Origin of the sequence: Streptomyces griseus, from assembly GCF_900460065.1 — a bacterium.
Lineage (GTDB): Bacteria > Actinomycetota > Actinomycetes > Streptomycetales > Streptomycetaceae > Streptomyces > Streptomyces griseus.
Genome location: NZ_UAVD01000039.1, coordinates 159415 through 176994, shown reverse-complemented (window position 1 = coordinate 176994; position 17580 = coordinate 159415). Strand labels below are relative to the sequence as shown.

The window sequence follows — 17580 nt, the reverse complement described above, 5'->3', positions numbered from 1 at the left end:
CATCTTCGCTTCATGTTCGTACCGTCCGGGACAGTCAGGGTGAATACATGGCTTTCTCACCTCGTCTGGCGGCCCTGGCAGCCGTCGTCGCCGTGCCCCTCGGCATAGCGGCCACCAGCTATGCCATGACCGACACCTCGGAAGCGCCGAAGGTGCCTCCCACCGTCCGACTGGAGGAGAGCCCGCGCGGCACGCCGCCGCCGAGCGGGGTCACGTCGCCGACCGACACCCCGACGCCGAGCGGCTCCCCCACTCCGTCCCGTACCCCGGACAGCTCCGTCGTCCCCGGTCCCTCGGCGGCCGACGACGACGATGACGACGACTTCGGTGATGACGGTTAGCCTTCCGAGGATCTCCGCCCGGGTTCGGATCATGCTCTGGTTGCTCGTCGTGATGGCGGTCGCGCTGGGCGCGGTGGCCGTCACCGTGCGTTCGATCCTCCAGCGGGACGTGGACCACCGCATCAGCCAGCTGCTCACCCAGGAGACCGGCGAGTTCGCGAACTTCGTGCCGCAGGGCGTGGACCCGGACACCGGCGGCAGCTTCGCCACCGTGGACCGGCTGCTCCGCGTCTATCTGCAACGGCAGTACGCGGACCCCGACGAGGAACTGCTGGGCATGACGGGCCCGCCCGGCAAGCGCCCCGGCGTCATCCGTCAGATCAGGGAACTGCCCGCGGACACCGCCCTGTGGCAGGACCGCGCCTCGCTCGCCCGGATCCACGACTCCAAGGACTCCTTCGGGACCCTGGACCGCCCGCAGGGCGAGGTGCGCTGGGCCAAGGTCGTGGTCGGGCCGTCCGCCGGGCAGCAGCCGGGCTCGTTCGTCGTCGTCTTCCACCCGGAGCGCGAACGGGCCGTCGCCGACAAGACGTTCTGGACGCTGCTCGCCCTGTCCGGTGTGGCGCTGCTGATGACGACCGGGATCGGCTGGGCCGTCGCCGGGCGCATCCTGGCGCCCGTCCGGCTGGTCCGGACGACGGCGGCGGAGCTGACCGAGCAGGACCTCACGCGGCGTATCCCCGTGGAGGGCCGGGACGACATCGCGGCCCTCGCCGAGACGTTCAACGCGATGCTCGACCGGCTGGAGCGGGCGTTCGCCGCCCAGCGGGTCTTCGTCGACGACGCCGGGCACGAGCTGCGCACCCCGATCACCATCGTCCGGGGCCACCTGGAGCTGATGGGCGACGATCCGGCGGACCGGGAGGAGACGGTGCGGCTGGTCACGGACGAGCTGGACCGGATGAGCCGCATCGTCGAGGACCTGCTCCTGCTCGCGGGGGCCGAGCGCCCCGACTTCGTCACCCCCGAACCCGTACAGCTCGCGGAGCTGACCGCCGACGTGTACGTGAAGGTGCGGACCCTCGGCGACCGGGAGTGGCAGCTCGACGGGGTCGCGGACCTCGAAGTGCGCCTGGACCCGCAGCGGATGACCCAGGCGATGGTGCAGCTCGCGCAGAACGCCGTCCAGCACACCGTGCCCGGCCAGCGCATCCGGATCGGCTCGCGGCTGGAGGAGGACCGCGTCGAGCTGTACGTCGCCGACCACGGGCCGGGGATTCCGCCGGAGGACGCCGGGGTGATCTTCGAACGGTTCCGCCGGGGCACGTCGCGGCGCGGGACCCGCACGAGCGGCGCGGGCCTCGGCCTCGCCATCGTCAAAGCCATCGCGGAGGGCCACCACGGCCGCGTCGAACTACGCCGGACCGAAGGCGGCGGAGCCACCTTCGTACTCACGCTGGAGACCGCCTCATGAACCGCATCCTGATCGCCGAGGACGAGGAGCGCATCGCCTCGTTCGTCCAGAAGGGGCTGCGCGCCAACGGCTTCACCACGGTCGTCGCCGAGGACGGCGACCTGGCGCTGGGCCACGCCCTGACCGGCGGGTTCGACCTGATGGTCCTCGACATCGGGCTGCCCGGCCGGGACGGCTTCACCGTGCTGCGGGAGCTGCGCGAGGCCCGCGTCACACTGCCGGTGATCGTGCTCACCGCCCGCGACTCGGTGCGGGACACGGTGGCCGGGCTGGAGGGCGGGGCCGACGACTGGATGACGAAGCCGTTCCGCTTCGAGGAGCTGCTCGCCCGGGTACGGCTGCGGCAGCGCACCGCCGCCCGCGCGCCCGAGGTCACCATGTTGCGCAGCGGCAGCCTCGCCCTGGACCTGCGGACGCGCCGGGCCCGCGCGGACGACCGGACCGTGGACCTGACGGCGCGCGAGTTCGTGCTCCTGGAGATGTTCCTGCGCCACCCCGGCCAGGTGCTGTCGCGCGAGCAGATCCTCTCCCATGTGTGGGGGTACGACTTCGATCCCGGTTCCAACATCGTGGACGTCTACGTCCGCGCGCTGCGCCGGAAGCTGGGCGCGGAGCGGCTGGAGACGATCCGGGGCATGGGCTACCGCCTGCCCTGACCCGCGCCCCGGGTCCCGGCTCCGGCCCCGGACGAAGGCCTCGCCCCGCGTGCCCGGGGCGGGGCCCTTCGCGTTCCCGGGCCGCCGCGAGGGGGCGGGCCGCCCGGCCCCCGCGGTGAGCGGGACGCGTTCGATGAAAAGGCCTTCACCAGGCACTCATCAGGCGCTCACCCCGCCTTCGGAGGCTGTACAGCGTGCCTCTACCACTCCGGCAGACCGTCGGCCTCGTCGCCGTCCTCGGACTCTGCGCTCTCCTCGCCGTTCCCGGCGCCGCCCCCGGCCTCGGCGTCGACGGGCGGCTCTCCCTCGCCGTCTTCGCCCTGGCCACCGCCGCCTGGATCGCCACGCCGGTGGACGACGCCTACATCGCGCTCGGCGCGGGCCTGGCGCTGACGGTCACGGGGGTGATCAGCAGTGAGACCCTCTTCGCCACCCTGGGCGACGAGACGGTGTGGCTGCTGATCTGCGCCTTCGTCCTGGCGGCGGCCGTGACCCGGACCGGTCTGGCCGGCCGGGCCGCCGTGTTCCTGGTCGGCGGGGCCCGGACCGTGCGGCAGCTGGTGCACCTGACGACGGCCGGCCTGGTCGTCACCGCGTTCGCCGTGCCGGCCACGTCGGGGCGGGCCGCCCTCGCGCTCCCGGTGTTCCTGGCGCTGGCGACCGCCCTGCGCGAGCGCGGCCGTCTGGTGGTGATGCTGGCGCTGCTGTTCCCCACGGTCATCCTGCTCTCCGCCGTGGCGACGCTGATCGGCGCGGGGGCACATCTGATCACCGTCGGGGTGCTGTGGGAGCAGACCGGCGAGCAGCTGAGCTTCGTGCAATGGCTGGTGGTGGGGATGCCGTTGGCGGTCGTCTCCTCCCATCTGGCCGCCGAACTGGTGCTGTTGACGACGACCCGGCGCGCCGACCGCAAGGGCCCGGTGACGATCACGGCGGCGCAGATCCAGGAGCATTCGGAGACGGCCGTCGAGGGACCGTTCACCCCGGCGGAGTCCCGTTGTCTGCTGCTGCTGGCGACGGTCGTCCTGCTGTGGTGCAGCGAGCCCCTGCACGGGGTGTCGCCCGCCGTGGTCGCGCTGATCGGCGCACTGGTGGCCACGTCCCCGGCGCTGGGAACCGTCCGCTTCAAGGACGGTCTGCGGACGGTGCCCTGGCCACTGCTGCTGTTCATGGCCGCCACCATGGCGATGGGCGTCGCCCTCTCCGACTCGGGCGCGGCCGACTGGCTGGTGGGCTGGATACCCCTGGGGGCGTCCACGCCCCCCTGGGTGTTCCTGACCGGTGTGATCGTCGTCAGTACGGCCGCTCATCTGGCCCTCCAGTCGCGCTCCGCCCGGTCCTCCGTGCTGGTCCCGCTGGTGGTCGCGGCGGCGGTCGGGGCCGGGGTCAACCCGGTCACGGCGGCGCTGGCCTCCACGGCCGCCGCCGGCTTCTGCCACACGCTGCCCTCCTCGGCCAAGCCGGTCGCACTCTTCGCCGACGTGCCCGGCACCCCGACCTACACCCCGCGCGACCTGCTGCGGCTGTCCGCGTTCCTCGCCCCGCTCACCGCGGCCCTCGTCCTCGTTTTCGCCCTCGCCGTCTGGCCGTTGCTCGGCGTGCCCGTCCTCCTGGAGACCCAGCCATGACCCGTACGACCCACCGCACCCACCGCATCGCCATCGCCCCCAGCGGCTTCAAGGAGTCCCTCTCGGCCGCCCGGGTGGCCGAGGCCATCGCCGTCGGCGTACGGCGGGTGATCCCGGACGCCGATCTCGACCTCATCCCGCTGGTGGACGGTGGCGAGGGCACGGCCGAGGCGCTGGCCCTGGCGGGCGGCGGCCGGCTGGTCCCGGTCACCGCGACGGGCCCGGTGGGCGAGCCCGTCGCCTCGCACTTCGCCCTGCTGGGCGGGCCCGGGCCGCTGACCGCCGTCGTGGAGATGGCCGCCGTAGCGGGCCTCGCGCTCGTGCCGCCGGGCCTGCGCCACCCGGGCGCGACCACCACGTACGGCGTCGGCGAGCTGATCCGGGCGGCCCTGGACGCGGGTGCCCGGCGCATCCTCGTCGGCTGCGGCGACTCCGGTACGTCCGACGGCGGCGCGGGCGCCCTCCAGGCGCTCGGGGCCCGGCTGACCGACCGGCACGGCCGTGAACTGCGCCGGGGCGGCGGGGCGTTGCACGAGCTGGAGCGCGTCGACCCGTCCGGCCTCGACCCCAGGCTGGCCCGCACGGAACTGCTCGTGGCCTGCAACCCGTACAACGTGCTGTGCGGGAAGCGCGGGGTGGCCCGGGTGTTCGGGCCGCAGAAGGGGGCGACCCCGGCGGAGGTCGAGCTGCTTTCGGCGGGCCTGGAGCGGCTGGCCGCCGTCCTCACCCGGGACCTGGCACCGGCCTTCGCCCCGACGTCCGGGGCCCCGGCCATCGACCTGCGCACGGCTCCCGGCACGGGCGCGTCGGGCGGCCTCGGGGCGGGGCTGGCCGCCGTGGGGGCCCGGCTCCTCCCCCGGTACGACGTCCTCCTCGACGGCCTGGACCTGGACGCCCGCCTGGCCCGCGCCGACTTCGTGATCACGGCCGAGGGGGCGCTGGACCACCAGACCGTACGGGGGAAGATCCCGGCGGAGGTCGCCCGGCGGGCGCACGCCTCCGGGGTGCCGGTCCTGGTGCTGGCCGGGACGATCGGGCCGGGCGCGCAGGACGTGCGGGCGGTGGGCGTGGACGCGTACAGCGCGATCCTGCCCGCGCCGATGACGCTGGTGGAGGCGATCGGCCGGAGCGGTGAGTTCCTGGCGGACGCGTCGGAGCGGGCGATGCGGATCATGGCCCTGGGGACCCGGCTGGCACCACTGGCACCGCTGGCCGCGTGAGCGGGCCACCGGCTCTTTCGCACCCGAACGGTGGTGTCCGACGATGTCTACGTCTTCCGAAAGCGCAGAGCAGCACCTGCGCCCACGACGCAGATCACACCGGCCAGGATGATCCAGAAGCCTGGCCGCATTCCCGCAAGGGCCGCGACCACCCCCACGACCAGCAGGAGAATCCCGCCCATGACGGCCATCCACAGCCCCGAGGCCGCAGCGGCCTCTCCTGGTCGACTTCCTTGATCGAGCACGTCGCCACCTCCGATCTCCACCGACCACGCCCGCCGTGGGGGCGTCGAAGAAGGGCAGTCGTTGCGGGACGAGGGGTTCTTCCCCCCTCCCCACGGGCCCTGGAGTTCAGCGTGCCCCCGGGGTCGCGATCGAATCCGTGTCCACTCCGGTCCCGTGTCCCTCCGGCCGCCGAGGCGGGGCCTGGCCGGTCGGCTCCGGTGGCCTCCGGGGTGCGTGTCCCGCACGCCTCCTGTACGCCTAGCGAAGGGACCCCGCCGCGCACCTGACGGCGCCGGTTAGGCTCGGGGACATGGAGAGCCTGCGCATCATCGACACCTGGCCGGTCACCACGGCGGCGGCGGCCGTCGTCCGGGCGGACGGCACGGTCCTCGGCACGCACGGGCCGGCCGACCACCGCTTCCCCCTCGCCTCGGTCACCAAGCCCCTCGCGGCCTACGCGGCGCTGGTGGCGTACGAGGAGGGGGCGGTCGAACTGGACGAGCCGGCCGGGCCCGAGGGCTCCACGGTGCGCCACCTCCTCGCCCACACCAGCGGCCTGGCCTTCGACGAGCACCGGGTGACGGCCCCGCCCGGCAACCGCCGCCTGTACTCCAACGCGGGCTTCGAGGTGCTGGGCGACCACATCGCGAAGGCGTCCGGCATCCCGTTCGCGGAGTATCTGCGCCAGGCCGTCCTGGAGCCGCTGGCCATGACCTCGACCACGCTGGACGGCTCTCCCGCCCGCGACGGCGTCTCCACCGTCGCCGACCTGGTCCGCTTCGCCGCCGAGGTCCAGGCCCCCCGCCTCCTCGACCCGCGTACGGTCCTGGAGGCCCAGACGGTCGTCCACCCGGGCCTCAAGGGCGTCCTGCCGGGCTACGGCCACCAGAGCCCGAACGACTGGGGCCTCGGCTTCGAGATCCGCGACGCCAAGTCCCCGCACTGGACGGGGAACACGTCCTCCCCCGCGACGTTCGGCCACTTCGGCCAGTCGGGCACGTTCCTCTGGATCGACCCGGTCGCGGGCGTCGCCTGCGTCGCGCTGACGGACCGGGCCTTCGGCCCGTGGGCGGCGGAGGCGTGGACGCCGTTCACGGACGCGGTTCTGGCCGAGCTGTCCTGAACCGGCTGCCGCCCTTCTCCGGCGGTGTCGGACCCCCGGCGCCGACGGTCTTCCCGTTGCCGTCCCCACCGCCGGGTGGCGGCTCGGGCCGGGATCCGTTGGGGCAGTTGGCGAACATCCCGCCCCGGTGACGCTGATCCGGGCAGCCCGCGCGCCGACCCGGGCGGTCGCGCGCTGCCCGAATCCGTGCGCCGCCGACGGTGGACCAGGTGCGCGCCGCGGGCGACGCCGCCGACGCGGGACGTGCCACGCCGGCGAAAAGCGATTGCCCGCCGGCCGGCCGCCGGCATAGCTTCTCGCTGGCTCCGGGTGGTCCAGACCAAGCCTCGGGGTGGCGAGCCACGTCAACGGGACATCGATGACTGCCGAACAGGCCCTCCGACCTCTGCCCGGTGACACGGGCGAGCCACCGCCGGGGATCTTCTCCCGTCAGTACGCGGCGGCGACGCTCACCTTCGCCACGGTGATGTTCCTGACCGGCTTCGCCGCGCTGGCCGTGGTGCCGACGCTGCCGACGGCGGCCGAGGATCTCGACGGGGTGTCCCTGTTCCCCTTGGTGGCGGGCGGGTTCGTGGCGGCCAGCCTGCTCGGCGGCGTGCTGGGCGGGCACTGGGCTGACCGCTCCGGCGCCCGGCGTCCGCTGGCGCTGGGCATGGTCCTCTCCGTGGTGACGCTGCTGGTGTCGGCGTCCAGTGTCTCCGTCTGGCAGCTGGTGGCCGGCCGCTTCGTCGACGGTCTGGCGGCCGGGATGGTGGCGGTCTCGGTGACGACCGCCATCGGCCAGTCGTATCCGGAGTACCTGCGGCCCCGGATGCTCGCCATGATGAGCGCGAGTTGGATCATCCCCTCGCTGGTCGGGCCGCCGGTCGCCGGCGTGGTCGCCGAGGTGTGGTCCTGGCGGACGGTCTTCTACGGCCTGGCCGTGCTGACCGCGCTGCCCGCTGTCGCCCTGGTCGCGGTGTTGCGGAAGGCCCCCTCCGCGGAGAGTGACCGGACCCCGCCCGCCGGGGAACGCGCCTCCCGGCCGCCGCTGCTGGTCGCGGGGATGCTCAGCCTGGGCGCGGCGCTCGGCCAGTACGGCGTCTCCGGATGGGACGCGCGCCATCTGCTGTTCGTGGCCGTCGGCGTCGCCCTCCTGGTGGTCTTCGCGCCCCGCCTGCTGCCCGAGGGCACCTGGCGCAGTGCCCGGGGGCTGCCCACCGCCGTGCTGCTGCGCGGGCTGACCTCCGGTACGTACTTCACCGTCGAGGCGCTGGTGCCGCTGATGCTGATCACCGAGCGGCGGGTGGCGGCGGTGACGGTCGGCGTGGCCTTCACGGCCTCCGCCGTGCTGTGGGCGGTCGCGTCGTGGGCGCAGGGCAAGCTGCTCCAGGACGTCGCCCGGCACCGGCTCGTCACGGTCGGCGGCCTGATCATGGCGGTGTCCGTCGCCTTCGCCGTGGCGGGCAGCTTCGCCGGGGTGTCCCCGCTGCTGGCCATGGCGGCCATGCCGCTGGCGGCGATCGGGATGGGGATGCTCGATCCGTGCGTCACGGTGCTGTCGCTCTCGCACAGCTCGCCGGACCGGCTGGGCCACACCACCAGCGCGATGCAGACCAACATGAACCTCGGTCAGGTCGTCGTCCTGGCGTTCGCCACCGCCGTGCTCAACGCCGGGCTGGCCGCCGGGACGAGCAGGCTCGGCGGTTACGCGATCGCCTTCTCGCTCCTGCTCGTACCGACGCTGCTGGTCGCCGTGGTGGCCGGCCGCGCGCGCAAGGACGTTCCCGGCCCCGGATGACCGGTCGGGACGGTGGCAGAGTGGGCCCATGCCCACCTACGCGACCATGCCCTGCCACCTGGAGACCGAGCGGCTGGTCCTGCGGCCGTGGGCCGGATCGGACGCCGCCGCCTTCAGCGACCTGCTCGCCGAACGCGGCAAGGGGAAGCCCCCGGTCGAGCGCATCCGGACGTCCATCGGGGAGCTGCTCGCCGCGACGGAGACCACGGGGATCGCCCTGCTGCCCATCGAGCGCCGCGAGGAGGGCGACTTCATCGGGTACGCCGGGCTGATCATCGGCCGCACCACCCTGGAGGAGCCCGAGATCGCGTACGAGCTGTTCCGGCGCGCCCACGGCCACGGCTATGCCACCGAGGCGGCCGGCGCGGTGCTCGAAGCCGCCGCCGCGACCGGGCGGAAGAGGCTCTGGTCGACCGTCGCCACCTGGAACACCGCGTCGTTGCGCGTCCTGGAGAAGCTCGCGTTCGAGCGGGACCGCGTCTCCACGGAGGAGAACGGCGAAGTGGTGTGGCTCACCCGCGCGTTGCCGTGAGACGGACCGGCCCCGCCGCGCGCCGCCGGGTCAACCGCCGTGCGCGCGGTCGAGCCCGCACGCGGCGGTGCGGGGCCCGTCCGTTCCCGGAGCGCGGCGCGGCCGACGAGGGCCGGTGGAAGGGCGATCACCGCCAGGGCGCACACGGCCGGAACGCCACCGGTCGGGACACGGCCCGCCGTCGGCGACCGCCGCGGAATTCGGTCGCGCCCCGCGAGGTGAGCCGTTACCTTCCCCCGTGCGTCAGGGACCGCCCGGCGCGACGGAGAGGGAGCCACGTATGAACGGCCAGGATCATCGGCGGACCGACCGGCTGAGCATGCTGATCGAGCAGTTCGACCAGGCGCGGGAGATGGCCCAGGTCCGGCTGAAGGGCCTCGGGGACGAGGAGTACCTGTGGGAACCGGCCCCCGGGAGCTGGTCGGTCCGGCGTCGGGAGGAGGCGGTGACGCCCCGGGCGTACGGGCCGGGCGCGTGGGTCATCGACAAGGGGGCGCCCCAGATCCCGGCGAGCGAGTACGCGGAGGTCGCGCGGCAGGCCGCGGACGGGATGTCCGTCGCGAAGATCGCCGAGGACTGGAGCGTGAGCGCCGAACGCGTCGAGGAGGTCCTCGCGTTCACCGGTGAGCCCGAGCCCGACGTCGTGCCGATCACCACCATCGCGTGGCGCCTGGGCCACCTGCACTCCGACTTCGCGGGCCGGTGGGAGTGGACCTTCGGCGAGCGGCGGCAAGACCCGCACCTCCTGGTCGACTTCACGCCCTCCGCCGCCCTGGCGCTGGAGCGCTTCTGGGAGACGATCGACCGGCACCGGGCGAGCATCGCCACGCTCACCGACGAGCAGCTCGACACGGTCGGCCTCTCGCGGTATCCGTACGGCTCCGACCCCGACGACCCGTACATCGGCGTGCTGGCCAACGCCAACCTCGAACTCATCCACCACATGGCCGAGATCGCCCTGCTCCGCGACCTCTGGCGGGCCCGCGGCCTCTAGCGCCTCAGCCCGCCAGCTCCCACACCAGCAGCTCCGCCGGGCCCGCCAGCGCGACCGCCTCCAGCCCCTCCGCCCCGGTGATCCGGGCGGCGTCGCCGGGGCCCAGTTCCTCGCCGCCGAGCGTGACTCTCCCCCGGACCACGTGCAGGTAACCGCGCGCCGCGTCCGGGACCGCCGTGCGCTCGCCCTCGGCCGGACGGCGGACGTGGAGCATCGCGCCCGCGCCGGGCAGGGCGTACGGGGTGGAGTCGGCGATGCCGGGGACGACCGTGTACGAGGGGGCGCCGCCCGGCTCCAGGGGGGCCAGCCACATCTGGAGGAAGGTCAACGGGGCCGTGCCGTCGTTGCGTTCGACGTGGCGGACCCCGGAGGCGGCGCTCAGGTGGGCCACGTCGCCGGCGCGGACGACGGTGGAGTGGCCGGCCGAGTCGCGGTGGGTCAGCTCGCCCTCGACGACCCAGGTGACGATCTCCGTATGGCTGTGCGGGTGCTCCTCGAACCCGGCGCCGGGGGCGAGGTGTTCCTCGTTGCAGGCCAGGATCGGGCCGAAGCGGAGGTTGTCCGGGTCGTAGTGGGGGCCGAAGGAGAGGGCGTGCCGGGTGACGATCCCGGCGGCCTCGTCCCCGCCCCGGTAGCGGTCGTCGGACCGGTGTACGGAAATCACCCGGCCACGGTAGCCCGGGGAACTGCCGTACGGCTCCGGGCGGGAGCGGACCGGGCGTCGGGTGTGCGGACGCGGGAGCGGGACGGCCGCGCCGGGCGTCCGCCTACCCGCGGGTACGGGGCACCGTCGCCCCGGCCCTCCGATCCCCCGGCCCGATAAGGCAGTCTTGTCCTCGTGCCCCGACCCGATCCTGAGCTGCCCCCCGCCCACGACGCCCACCTGCACGCCGCGACCCTGAAACGGCTGGAGCAGTCCTCCGGCCGGCTGGCCGCGAACGCGATTGCCCGCATGGACGAATCGCTGCCGTGGTACCGGGCGATGCCTCCGGAGAACCGGTCCTGGATCGGCCTGGTCGCCCAGGCCGGTATCGCCGCGTTCACCGAGTGGTTCCGGCATCCCGAGACCCCGCAGGCCATTTCGACCGATGTGTTCGGCACCGCGCCGCGCGAACTGACCCGGGCCATCACCCTGCGGCAGACCGTGGAGATGGTGCGCACCACGATCGAGGTCATGGAGGCCGCGATCGACGAGGTGGCCGCCCCCGGCGACGAGTCGGTGCTGCGCGAGGCGCTCCTCGTCTACGCGCGCGAGATCGCCTTCGCCACCGCCCAGGTCTACGCCCAGGCCGCCGAGGCCCGGGGCGCCTGGGACGCCCGGCTGGAGTCCCTCGTGGTCAACGCGGTGCTCTCCGGGGAGGCCGACGAGGGGGCGGTGTCCCGGGCCGCCGCGCTGGGCTGGAACTCGCCCGAGCACGTGTGCGTGATCCTCGGCACCGCGCCCGACGGGGACAGCGAGCTGACCGTGGAGGCGATCCGGCGCGCCGCCCGGCACGCCAAGCTCCAGGTCCTCACCGGGGTCCTGGGCAACCGCCTCGTCGTGATCGCCGGCGGCAGCGACAACCCGCTCCAGGTCGCGAAGGGGCTGATCGGGCCGTACGCCGCCGGGCCGGTCGTCGCGGGCCCCGTGGTGCCGGACCTGCTGGCCGCGACCCGGTCCGCACAGGCCGCCGCCGCCGGGCTGAAGGCCTGCTCGGCGTGGCAGGACGCGCCCCGGCCGGTCCTGGCGGACGATCTCCTCCCGGAGCGGGCGATGGCCGGAGACCCGGCCGCGCGGGACCAACTGGTGGAGGAGATCTACAGACCGCTGGAAGAGGCCGGTTCGGCGCTGCTGGAAACACTCAGCGTCTATCTCGAACAGGCGAGCAGTCTCGAAGGCGCCGCCCGGATGCTTTTCGTGCACCCCAACACCGTGCGCTACCGGCTACGACGTGTGACCGACGTCACCGGATGGTCCCCTTCCGATGTGCGCTCCGCGTTCACGCTGCGGATCGCCCTGATCCTGGGGCGCTTGGCCGCAGCGGATCCCCAGTCCTAGACTTTTGTTTGACCCCGACAATTACCCCGACGGTTCTTCGTCCCTGTCCCCACGGGCGTGCGGAGCCGTTCACAAGAGAGAGTGTGAGGGTGCTCGTACTCGTCGCTCCCGGCCAAGGCGCTCAGACGCCCGGCTTCCTGACTCCCTGGCTCGACCTCCCCGGTGCCGCCGACCGCGTCGCCGCCTGGTCCGACGCCATCGGGCTCGACCTTGCCCACTACGGCACGAAAGCCGACGCGGACGAGATCCGCGACACCGCCGTGGCCCAGCCGCTCCTGGTCGCCGCCGGGCTGCTCTCGGCAGCCGCCCTGGACGCCCCGTCGCCCGACGTCGTCGCGGGCCACAGCGTCGGTGAGATCACCGCCGCCGCGCTCGCGGGCGTCATCGACGACGAGGCCGCGCTGCGCTTCGTGCGCACCCGGGGGCTCGGCATGGCCGAGGCCGCCGCGGCCACCGAGACCGGCATGGCGGCCCTCCTCGGCGGCGACCCCGACGTGACGGTCCCGCACCTGGAGAAGCTCGGGCTGACCCCGGCCAACGTCAACGGCGGCGGCCAGATCGTCGCCGCGGGCACCGCCGCCCAGATCGCCGCCCTGGAGGCCGACAAGCCCGAGGGCGTGCGCCGCGTCGTCGCGCTGAAGGTGGCCGGCGCCTTCCACACGCACCACATGGCCCCGGCCGTGGAGAAGCTGCGCGCGGCGGTCGGCGATCTCACGGTCTCCGACCCGACCGTGCGCTACGTTTCCAACGCCGACGGCCACACCGTGGCCACCGGCACCGAGGTCATCGCCCGGCTGGTCGGGCAGGTCGCCAACCCGGTCCGCTGGGACCTGTGCATGGAGACCTTCCAGTCACTGGGCGTCACCGCGCTCGTCGAGCTGAGCCCCGGCGGCACGCTGACCGGACTCGCCAAGCGCGCGCTGCCCGGTGTGCGGACGCTCGCGCTCAAGACCCCCGACGACCTCGACGCGGCCCGCGCGCTCATCTCCGAGCACGCAGGCGCCTAAGGAGCGAGCATGTCGAAGATCAAGCCCAGCAAGGGCGCCCCGTACGCACGGATCATCGGGGTCGGCGGCTACCGCCCGACCCGGGTGGTGCCGAACGAGGTGATCCTCGAGACGATCGACTCGTCCGACGAGTGGATCCGCTCCCGCTCCGGCATCGTCACCCGCCACTGGGCCTCCGACGAGGAGACCGTGGCCGCGATGTCGATCGAGGCGTCCGGCAAGGCCATCGCCGACGCGGGCATCGACCCCGAGCAGATCGGCGCGGTCGTCGTCTCGACCGTCTCGCACTTCAAGCAGACCCCGGCCGTCGCGACCGAGATCGCCCACCGGATCGGCGCGGGCAAGCCCGCCGCCTTCGACATCTCGGCCGGCTGCGCGGGCTTCGGTTACGGCCTCACCCTCGCCAAGGGCATGGTCGTCGAGGGCTCGGCGGAGTACGTCCTCGTGATCGGCGTGGAGCGGCTCAGCGACCTGACCGACCTGGAGGACCGCGCGACGGCCTTCCTGTTCGGTGACGGCGCGGGCGCGGTCATCGTCGGCCCCTCCCAGGAGCCGGCCATCGGCCCGACCGTGTGGGGCTCCGAGGGCGACAAGTCCGAGACCATCAAGCAGACGGTGGCTTGGAACGACCTCCACATCGGCGACGTCTCCAAGCTGCCGCTCGACTCGAAGGGCGAGGTCAAGTTCCCGGCCATCACGCAGGAGGGCCAGGCGGTCTTCCGCTGGGCCGTCTTCGAGATGGCGAAGGTCGCCCAGCAGGCGCTGGACGCGGCCGGGATCGCCCCGGAGGACCTGGACGTCTTCATTCCGCACCAGGCCAACATGCGGATCATCGACTCGATGGTGAAGACCCTGAAGCTGCCGGAGCACGTCACGGTCGCCCGTGACGTCGAGTCCACCGGCAACACGTCCGCCGCCTCGATCCCGCTCGCGATGGAGCGGCTCCTGGCGACCGGTCAGGCGAAGAGCGGCGACACCGCGCTCGTCATCGGCTTCGGGGCGGGTCTCGTCTACGCCGCGACGGTCGTTACCCTCCCCTAGGCACACCGGACCTTTGGGTCCGTACGCACGAACACCGAAGAAACCCACCGAAGGAGCGCCAAGATGGCCGCCACGCAGGAAGAGATCGTCAAGGGTCTCGCCGAGATCGTCAACGAGATCGCCGGCATCCCGGAGGAGGACGTCCAGCTGGACAAGTCCTTCACCGACGACCTGGACGTCGACTCGCTGTCCATGGTCGAGGTCGTCGTCGCCGCCGAGGAGCGCTTCGACGTCAAGATCCCCGACGAGGACGTCAAGAACCTCAAGACGGTCGGCGACGCCGCCGACTACATCCTGAAGCACCAGGGCTGATCCCAGCCCGGCTGTGTCGCCACCCGGCGGTGGCGCCGCTGATTCACGACCCTCTACACGTGGAGAAGATTTTCCAGTGAACTCGACCAATCGCACCGTGGTCGTCACCGGTATCGGCGCAACCACTCCGCTGGGTGGCGACTCCGCATCGACCTGGGAAGGTCTGATGGCCGGCCGGTCCGGCGTCAAGCCTCTCGAAGGCGAGCGCTTCGCCGAACTGCCCGTCCGGATCGCCGCCCTCGCGGCCGTCGACCCGGGCGACGTGCTCCCCCGCCCGCTGGCCCGCAAGCTGGACCGCTCGGCGCAGTTCGCGCTGATCGCGGCCCGCGAGGCCTGGGCGGACGCGGGCTTCACCGCGAAGGCCGGCGAGGACGAGAGCGTCGCCCCCGAGCGCCTGGGCTCGGTCATCGCCTCCGGCATCGGCGGTGTGACCACCCTGCTCGACCAGTACGACGTGCTGAAGGAGAAGGGCGTACGCCGCGTCTCCCCGCACACCGTTCCCATGCTCATGCCCAACGGCCCCGCGGCCAACGTCGGCCTGGAGGTCAACGCCCAGGCCGGTGTCCACACGCCCGTCTCCGCCTGCGCCTCGGGCGCCGAGGCCATCGGGTACGCCGTGGAGATGATCCGTACCGGCCGGGCCGACGTGGTCGTCGCCGGTGGCACCGAGGCGGCGATCCACCCGCTGCCGATCGCCGCGTTCGCCAACATGATGGCGATGTCCAAGAACAACGAGGAGCCGGAGACGGCCTCGCGCCCGTACGACACCGGCCGGGACGGCTTCGTCCTCGGCGAGGGTGCGGGCGTCGTCGTCCTGGAGTCCGCCGAGCACGCGGCCAAGCGGGGCGCGCGGGTCTACTGCGAGGTGCTGGGCCAGGGTCTGTCGGCCGACGCCCACCACATCGCGCAGCCCGAGCCCTCGGGGCGGGGCATCGCCGCCGCGATGCAGAACCTGCTGGACTCCAGCGACCTCAAGCCGTCCGAGGTGGTCCACCTCAACGCGCACGCCACGTCGACGCCGCAGGGCGACCTCGCGGAGATCAAGGCGCTGCGCAAGGTGCTGGGCGACGACCTCGACCATGTCGCGATCTCCGCGACGAAGTCGATGACGGGTCACCTGCTGGGTGGCGCCGGCGGCATCGAGACGGTCGCGACCGTGCTCGCGCTGCACCACCGGATCGCTCCGCCGACCATCAACATCGACGAGCTCGACGAGGCGATCGACGCGGACATCGTGCGCGGTGAGCCGCGGGTGCTGCCGGAGGGTCCGATCGCGGCGATCAACAACTCGTTCGGGTTCGGCGGCCACAACGTGGTGCTGGCGTTCCGCTCCGTGTGACCTTGCCTTGACGCGGTGAAGCCCGCTTCCCGGGACCCGGGAGGCGGGCTTCGTCGTTCTTCGGGGCTCCGCCCCGGACCCCGCGCCTCGATCGCCGGAGGGGCTCGATCTGCTCGCCGGCAGCTAGACGACCTGGTGCAGCCAGCGCACCGGCGCGCCCTCGCCCGCGTGCCGGAAGGACTCCAGCTCGTCGTCCCACGGCTTGCCGAGCAGCGAGGCGATCTCGGCCTCCAGGTCGCTCTCGCCGCGCACCGAACGGGCCAGCGCGGCCCGCAGCCGGTCCTCGGGGATCAGGATGTCGCCGTGCATGCCGGTGACGGCGTGGAAGATGCCAAGGCCGGGGGTGGAGCTGTAGCGCTCGCCCTCGGCGGTGGGGCACGGCTCGGCGGTCACCTCGAAGCGCAGCAGGTCCCAGCCGCGCAGGGCGGAGGCGAGCTGCGAGGCGGTGCCGGCGCGGCCCTTCCAGGAGAATTCGGACCGCCAGGTGCCGGGGGCGGCCGGCTGTCTGATCCAGTCCAGCTGCACCCGCACACCGAGGACGCCCGCCACTGCCCACTCGACATGTGGGCACAGCGCGCGCGGTGCGGAGTGAACGTACAGGACTCCACGTGTCGTCACCGGAACCTCCCATGTGGGACGAGGTACGCCTTCCCCAGCGGCCTCGCGTCCGTACCGCCTCTTTCCGGCCAGAGCCCGAGGTTGTCATCAGTAAACAGCATCGGGAGCTAATCTCCTGAAAAGGGACAGTATGTGACGTGACGTAATGTACCGGAGCCGCCCGTGGTGCGCGGGCGGGCGGGACGCCACTGCTTCGACGGGGAAAAGCTACCGTGCGCCGGGGCCGTCCGTGTGACGTACCGTCGGTCTCGGGCCTCTGATTCGCCGGGTTTCACCCGGCAGGGCGCGCACAGCCCCGACCTGGGGATCGTGTGGTTGCCGGGGGCATGTCCAGGGGCATAGGCCACTGGTTGACCGGAGGGGATCCGACTGATGCCGGAGCGTGTGACACGCCCACGGATGCGCACCGCCGCCGCCGCGCTGACGGCTCTCTCGTTCGTCGGCGCCGTCGCGCTGGCCGGATGCTCCGGGGGCGGCTCGGAGGGCGGCGTGTCGCAGAACGCGCCGGCCGCCTCGCGCAGTGCCTCGCCGTCCCCCTCCCCCACTCCGGACTGGAACCCCCGGCCCGGGTCGGTCGCGGCGGTCGGGGACTCGATCACCCGGGGCTTCGACGCGTGCTCGGTGCTGGCCGACTGTCCCGAGGTGTCGTGGGCGACCGGTTCGGACGACGCGGTGCGCAGTCTCGCGGTCCGGCTGCTCGGCCCGTCCGGGGCGGCGGAGCGCAGCTGGAACCACGCGGTGTCGGGCTCCCGGATGGTGCAGTTGCCCGAGCAGATGGCGCTGGCGGCGAAGGAGCGGCCGGAGCTGGTGACCGTGATGACGGGCGCGAACGACGCGTGCCGGGACTCGGTGCGGCTGATGACGCCGGTCGCGGACTTCCGGGCGTCGTTCGAGGCGTCGATGCGGCAGTTGCGGGCCGGCGCCCCGAAGGCCCAGGTGTACGTCTCCAGCGTGCCGGACCTGAAGCGGCTCTGGTCGACGGGGCGGGTGAACGAGCTGGGCAAGAAGATCTGGGACCTCGGGATCTGTCAGTCCATGCTCGCCGACGCCGACGACCTGGGTCCGGCCGCCGTGGCACGGCGGGACGCGGTGCGGGAGCGGGTGGTGGCGTACAACGGGGTGCTGCGGGAGGTGTGCGCGAAGGACCGGTACTGCCGGTACGACGGCGGGGCGGTGTTCGACTTCCGCTTCACCGGGACGCAGCTCAGCAAGTGGGACTGGTTCCACCCGAGCCGCGACGGCCAGGCCCGGCTCGCGGAGATCGCCTACCGCACCATCACGGCCGAGCGGCCGCCCGCGTAGGGTCGGTGAC

At 73.1% G+C, this 17580-nt stretch carries 17 protein-coding genes; 15 read left to right on the top strand and 2 right to left on the bottom strand.

The features are described from left to right. The first annotated feature begins 47 nt into the window (after window positions 1-47). From DTB53_RS28965 to DTB53_RS28925, 9 genes are all read left to right on the top strand, one after another. Window positions 48-341 (top strand): hypothetical protein, encoded by a 294-nt coding sequence (locus tag DTB53_RS28965; RefSeq protein ID WP_042497251.1) that lies wholly within the window; start codon window positions 48-50, stop codon window positions 339-341. After that, entirely contained in the window at window positions 313-1755 is a 1443-nt protein-coding gene (locus DTB53_RS28960) for a sensor histidine kinase (protein WP_012381092.1), read from the top strand. The genes DTB53_RS28965 and DTB53_RS28960 overlap by 29 nt, the downstream gene beginning before the upstream one ends. Next, complete coding sequence (locus tag DTB53_RS28955; protein ID WP_003969385.1) at window positions 1752-2411, top strand: response regulator transcription factor; 660 nt, start codon at window positions 1752-1754, stop codon at window positions 2409-2411. Before DTB53_RS28960 ends, DTB53_RS28955 begins: the two co-directional genes overlap by 4 nt. A gap of 194 nt (window positions 2412-2605) precedes the next feature. After that, the gene (locus tag DTB53_RS28950; protein ID WP_003969384.1) at window positions 2606-4039 is read left to right on the top strand and encodes an SLC13 family permease; all 1434 of its coding nucleotides are present in this window, start codon (window positions 2606-2608) and stop codon (window positions 4037-4039) included. Continuing rightward, window positions 4036-5259: a glycerate kinase family protein gene (locus DTB53_RS28945; RefSeq protein WP_012381091.1), complete on the top strand. Its 1224-nt coding sequence runs from the start codon at window positions 4036-4038 to the stop codon at window positions 5257-5259. Before DTB53_RS28950 ends, DTB53_RS28945 begins: the two co-directional genes overlap by 4 nt. Before the next feature lie 535 nt (window positions 5260-5794). Then, window positions 5795-6607: a serine hydrolase domain-containing protein gene (locus DTB53_RS28940; RefSeq protein WP_012381090.1), complete on the top strand. Its 813-nt coding sequence runs from the start codon at window positions 5795-5797 to the stop codon at window positions 6605-6607. A gap of 358 nt (window positions 6608-6965) precedes the next feature. After that, entirely contained in the window at window positions 6966-8387 is a 1422-nt protein-coding gene (locus DTB53_RS28935; protein WP_012381089.1) for an MFS transporter, read from the top strand. A 28-nt stretch (window positions 8388-8415) separates the two neighbouring features. Beyond that, entirely contained in the window at window positions 8416-8919 is a 504-nt protein-coding gene (locus tag DTB53_RS28930; protein ID WP_012381088.1) for a GNAT family N-acetyltransferase, read from the top strand. 280 nt (window positions 8920-9199) lie between these two features. Next, entirely contained in the window at window positions 9200-9913 is a 714-nt protein-coding gene (locus DTB53_RS28925) for a DinB family protein (protein ID WP_012381087.1), read from the top strand. Window positions 9914-9917: 4 nt separating this feature from the next. Here DTB53_RS28925 and DTB53_RS28920 read toward each other — a convergent pair whose 3' ends face one another. Continuing rightward, window positions 9918-10577, bottom strand: a complete 660-nt coding sequence (locus DTB53_RS28920) for a pirin family protein (RefSeq protein ID WP_012381086.1) — start codon at window positions 10575-10577, stop codon at window positions 9918-9920. 174 nt (window positions 10578-10751) lie between these two features. Here DTB53_RS28920 and DTB53_RS28915 point away from each other — a divergent pair, with 174 nt between their 5' ends. The 5 genes from DTB53_RS28915 (at window position 10752) to fabF (ending at window position 15650) form a co-directional block, all read left to right on the top strand. Continuing rightward, window positions 10752-11951, top strand: a complete 1200-nt coding sequence (locus DTB53_RS28915; protein WP_003969379.1) for a PucR family transcriptional regulator — start codon at window positions 10752-10754, stop codon at window positions 11949-11951. Window positions 11952-12040: 89 nt separating this feature from the next. Beyond that, a complete protein-coding gene (locus DTB53_RS28910) occupies window positions 12041-12958 on the top strand; it encodes an ACP S-malonyltransferase (protein WP_012381085.1) in 918 nt (305 codons plus the stop codon). 9 nt (window positions 12959-12967) lie between these two features. Next, window positions 12968-13999, top strand: a complete 1032-nt coding sequence (locus tag DTB53_RS28905; RefSeq protein ID WP_003969377.1) for a ketoacyl-ACP synthase III — start codon at window positions 12968-12970, stop codon at window positions 13997-13999. 63 nt (window positions 14000-14062) lie between these two features. Further along, window positions 14063-14311 (top strand): acyl carrier protein, encoded by a 249-nt coding sequence (locus DTB53_RS28900; RefSeq protein ID WP_003969376.1) that lies wholly within the window; start codon window positions 14063-14065, stop codon window positions 14309-14311. A 76-nt stretch (window positions 14312-14387) separates the two neighbouring features. Then, window positions 14388-15650 (top strand): beta-ketoacyl-ACP synthase II, encoded by a 1263-nt coding sequence (gene fabF, locus DTB53_RS28895; protein ID WP_012381084.1) that lies wholly within the window; start codon window positions 14388-14390, stop codon window positions 15648-15650. Window positions 15651-15773: 123 nt separating this feature from the next. On the opposite strand, the gene DTB53_RS28890 is transcribed toward fabF, so the two are convergent. Continuing rightward, on the bottom strand, window positions 15774-16268 hold the full coding sequence (locus DTB53_RS28890; protein ID WP_003969374.1) for a DUF3145 domain-containing protein: 495 nt from the start codon (window positions 16266-16268) through the stop codon (window positions 15774-15776). 399 nt (window positions 16269-16667) lie between these two features. On the opposite strand from DTB53_RS28890, the gene DTB53_RS28885 reads away from it, so the two are divergent. Then, window positions 16668-17570, top strand: coding sequence for an SGNH/GDSL hydrolase family protein (locus tag DTB53_RS28885; RefSeq protein ID WP_012381083.1), 903 nt, complete (start codon window positions 16668-16670; stop codon window positions 17568-17570). The last annotated feature ends 10 nt before the right edge of the window (window positions 17571-17580 follow it).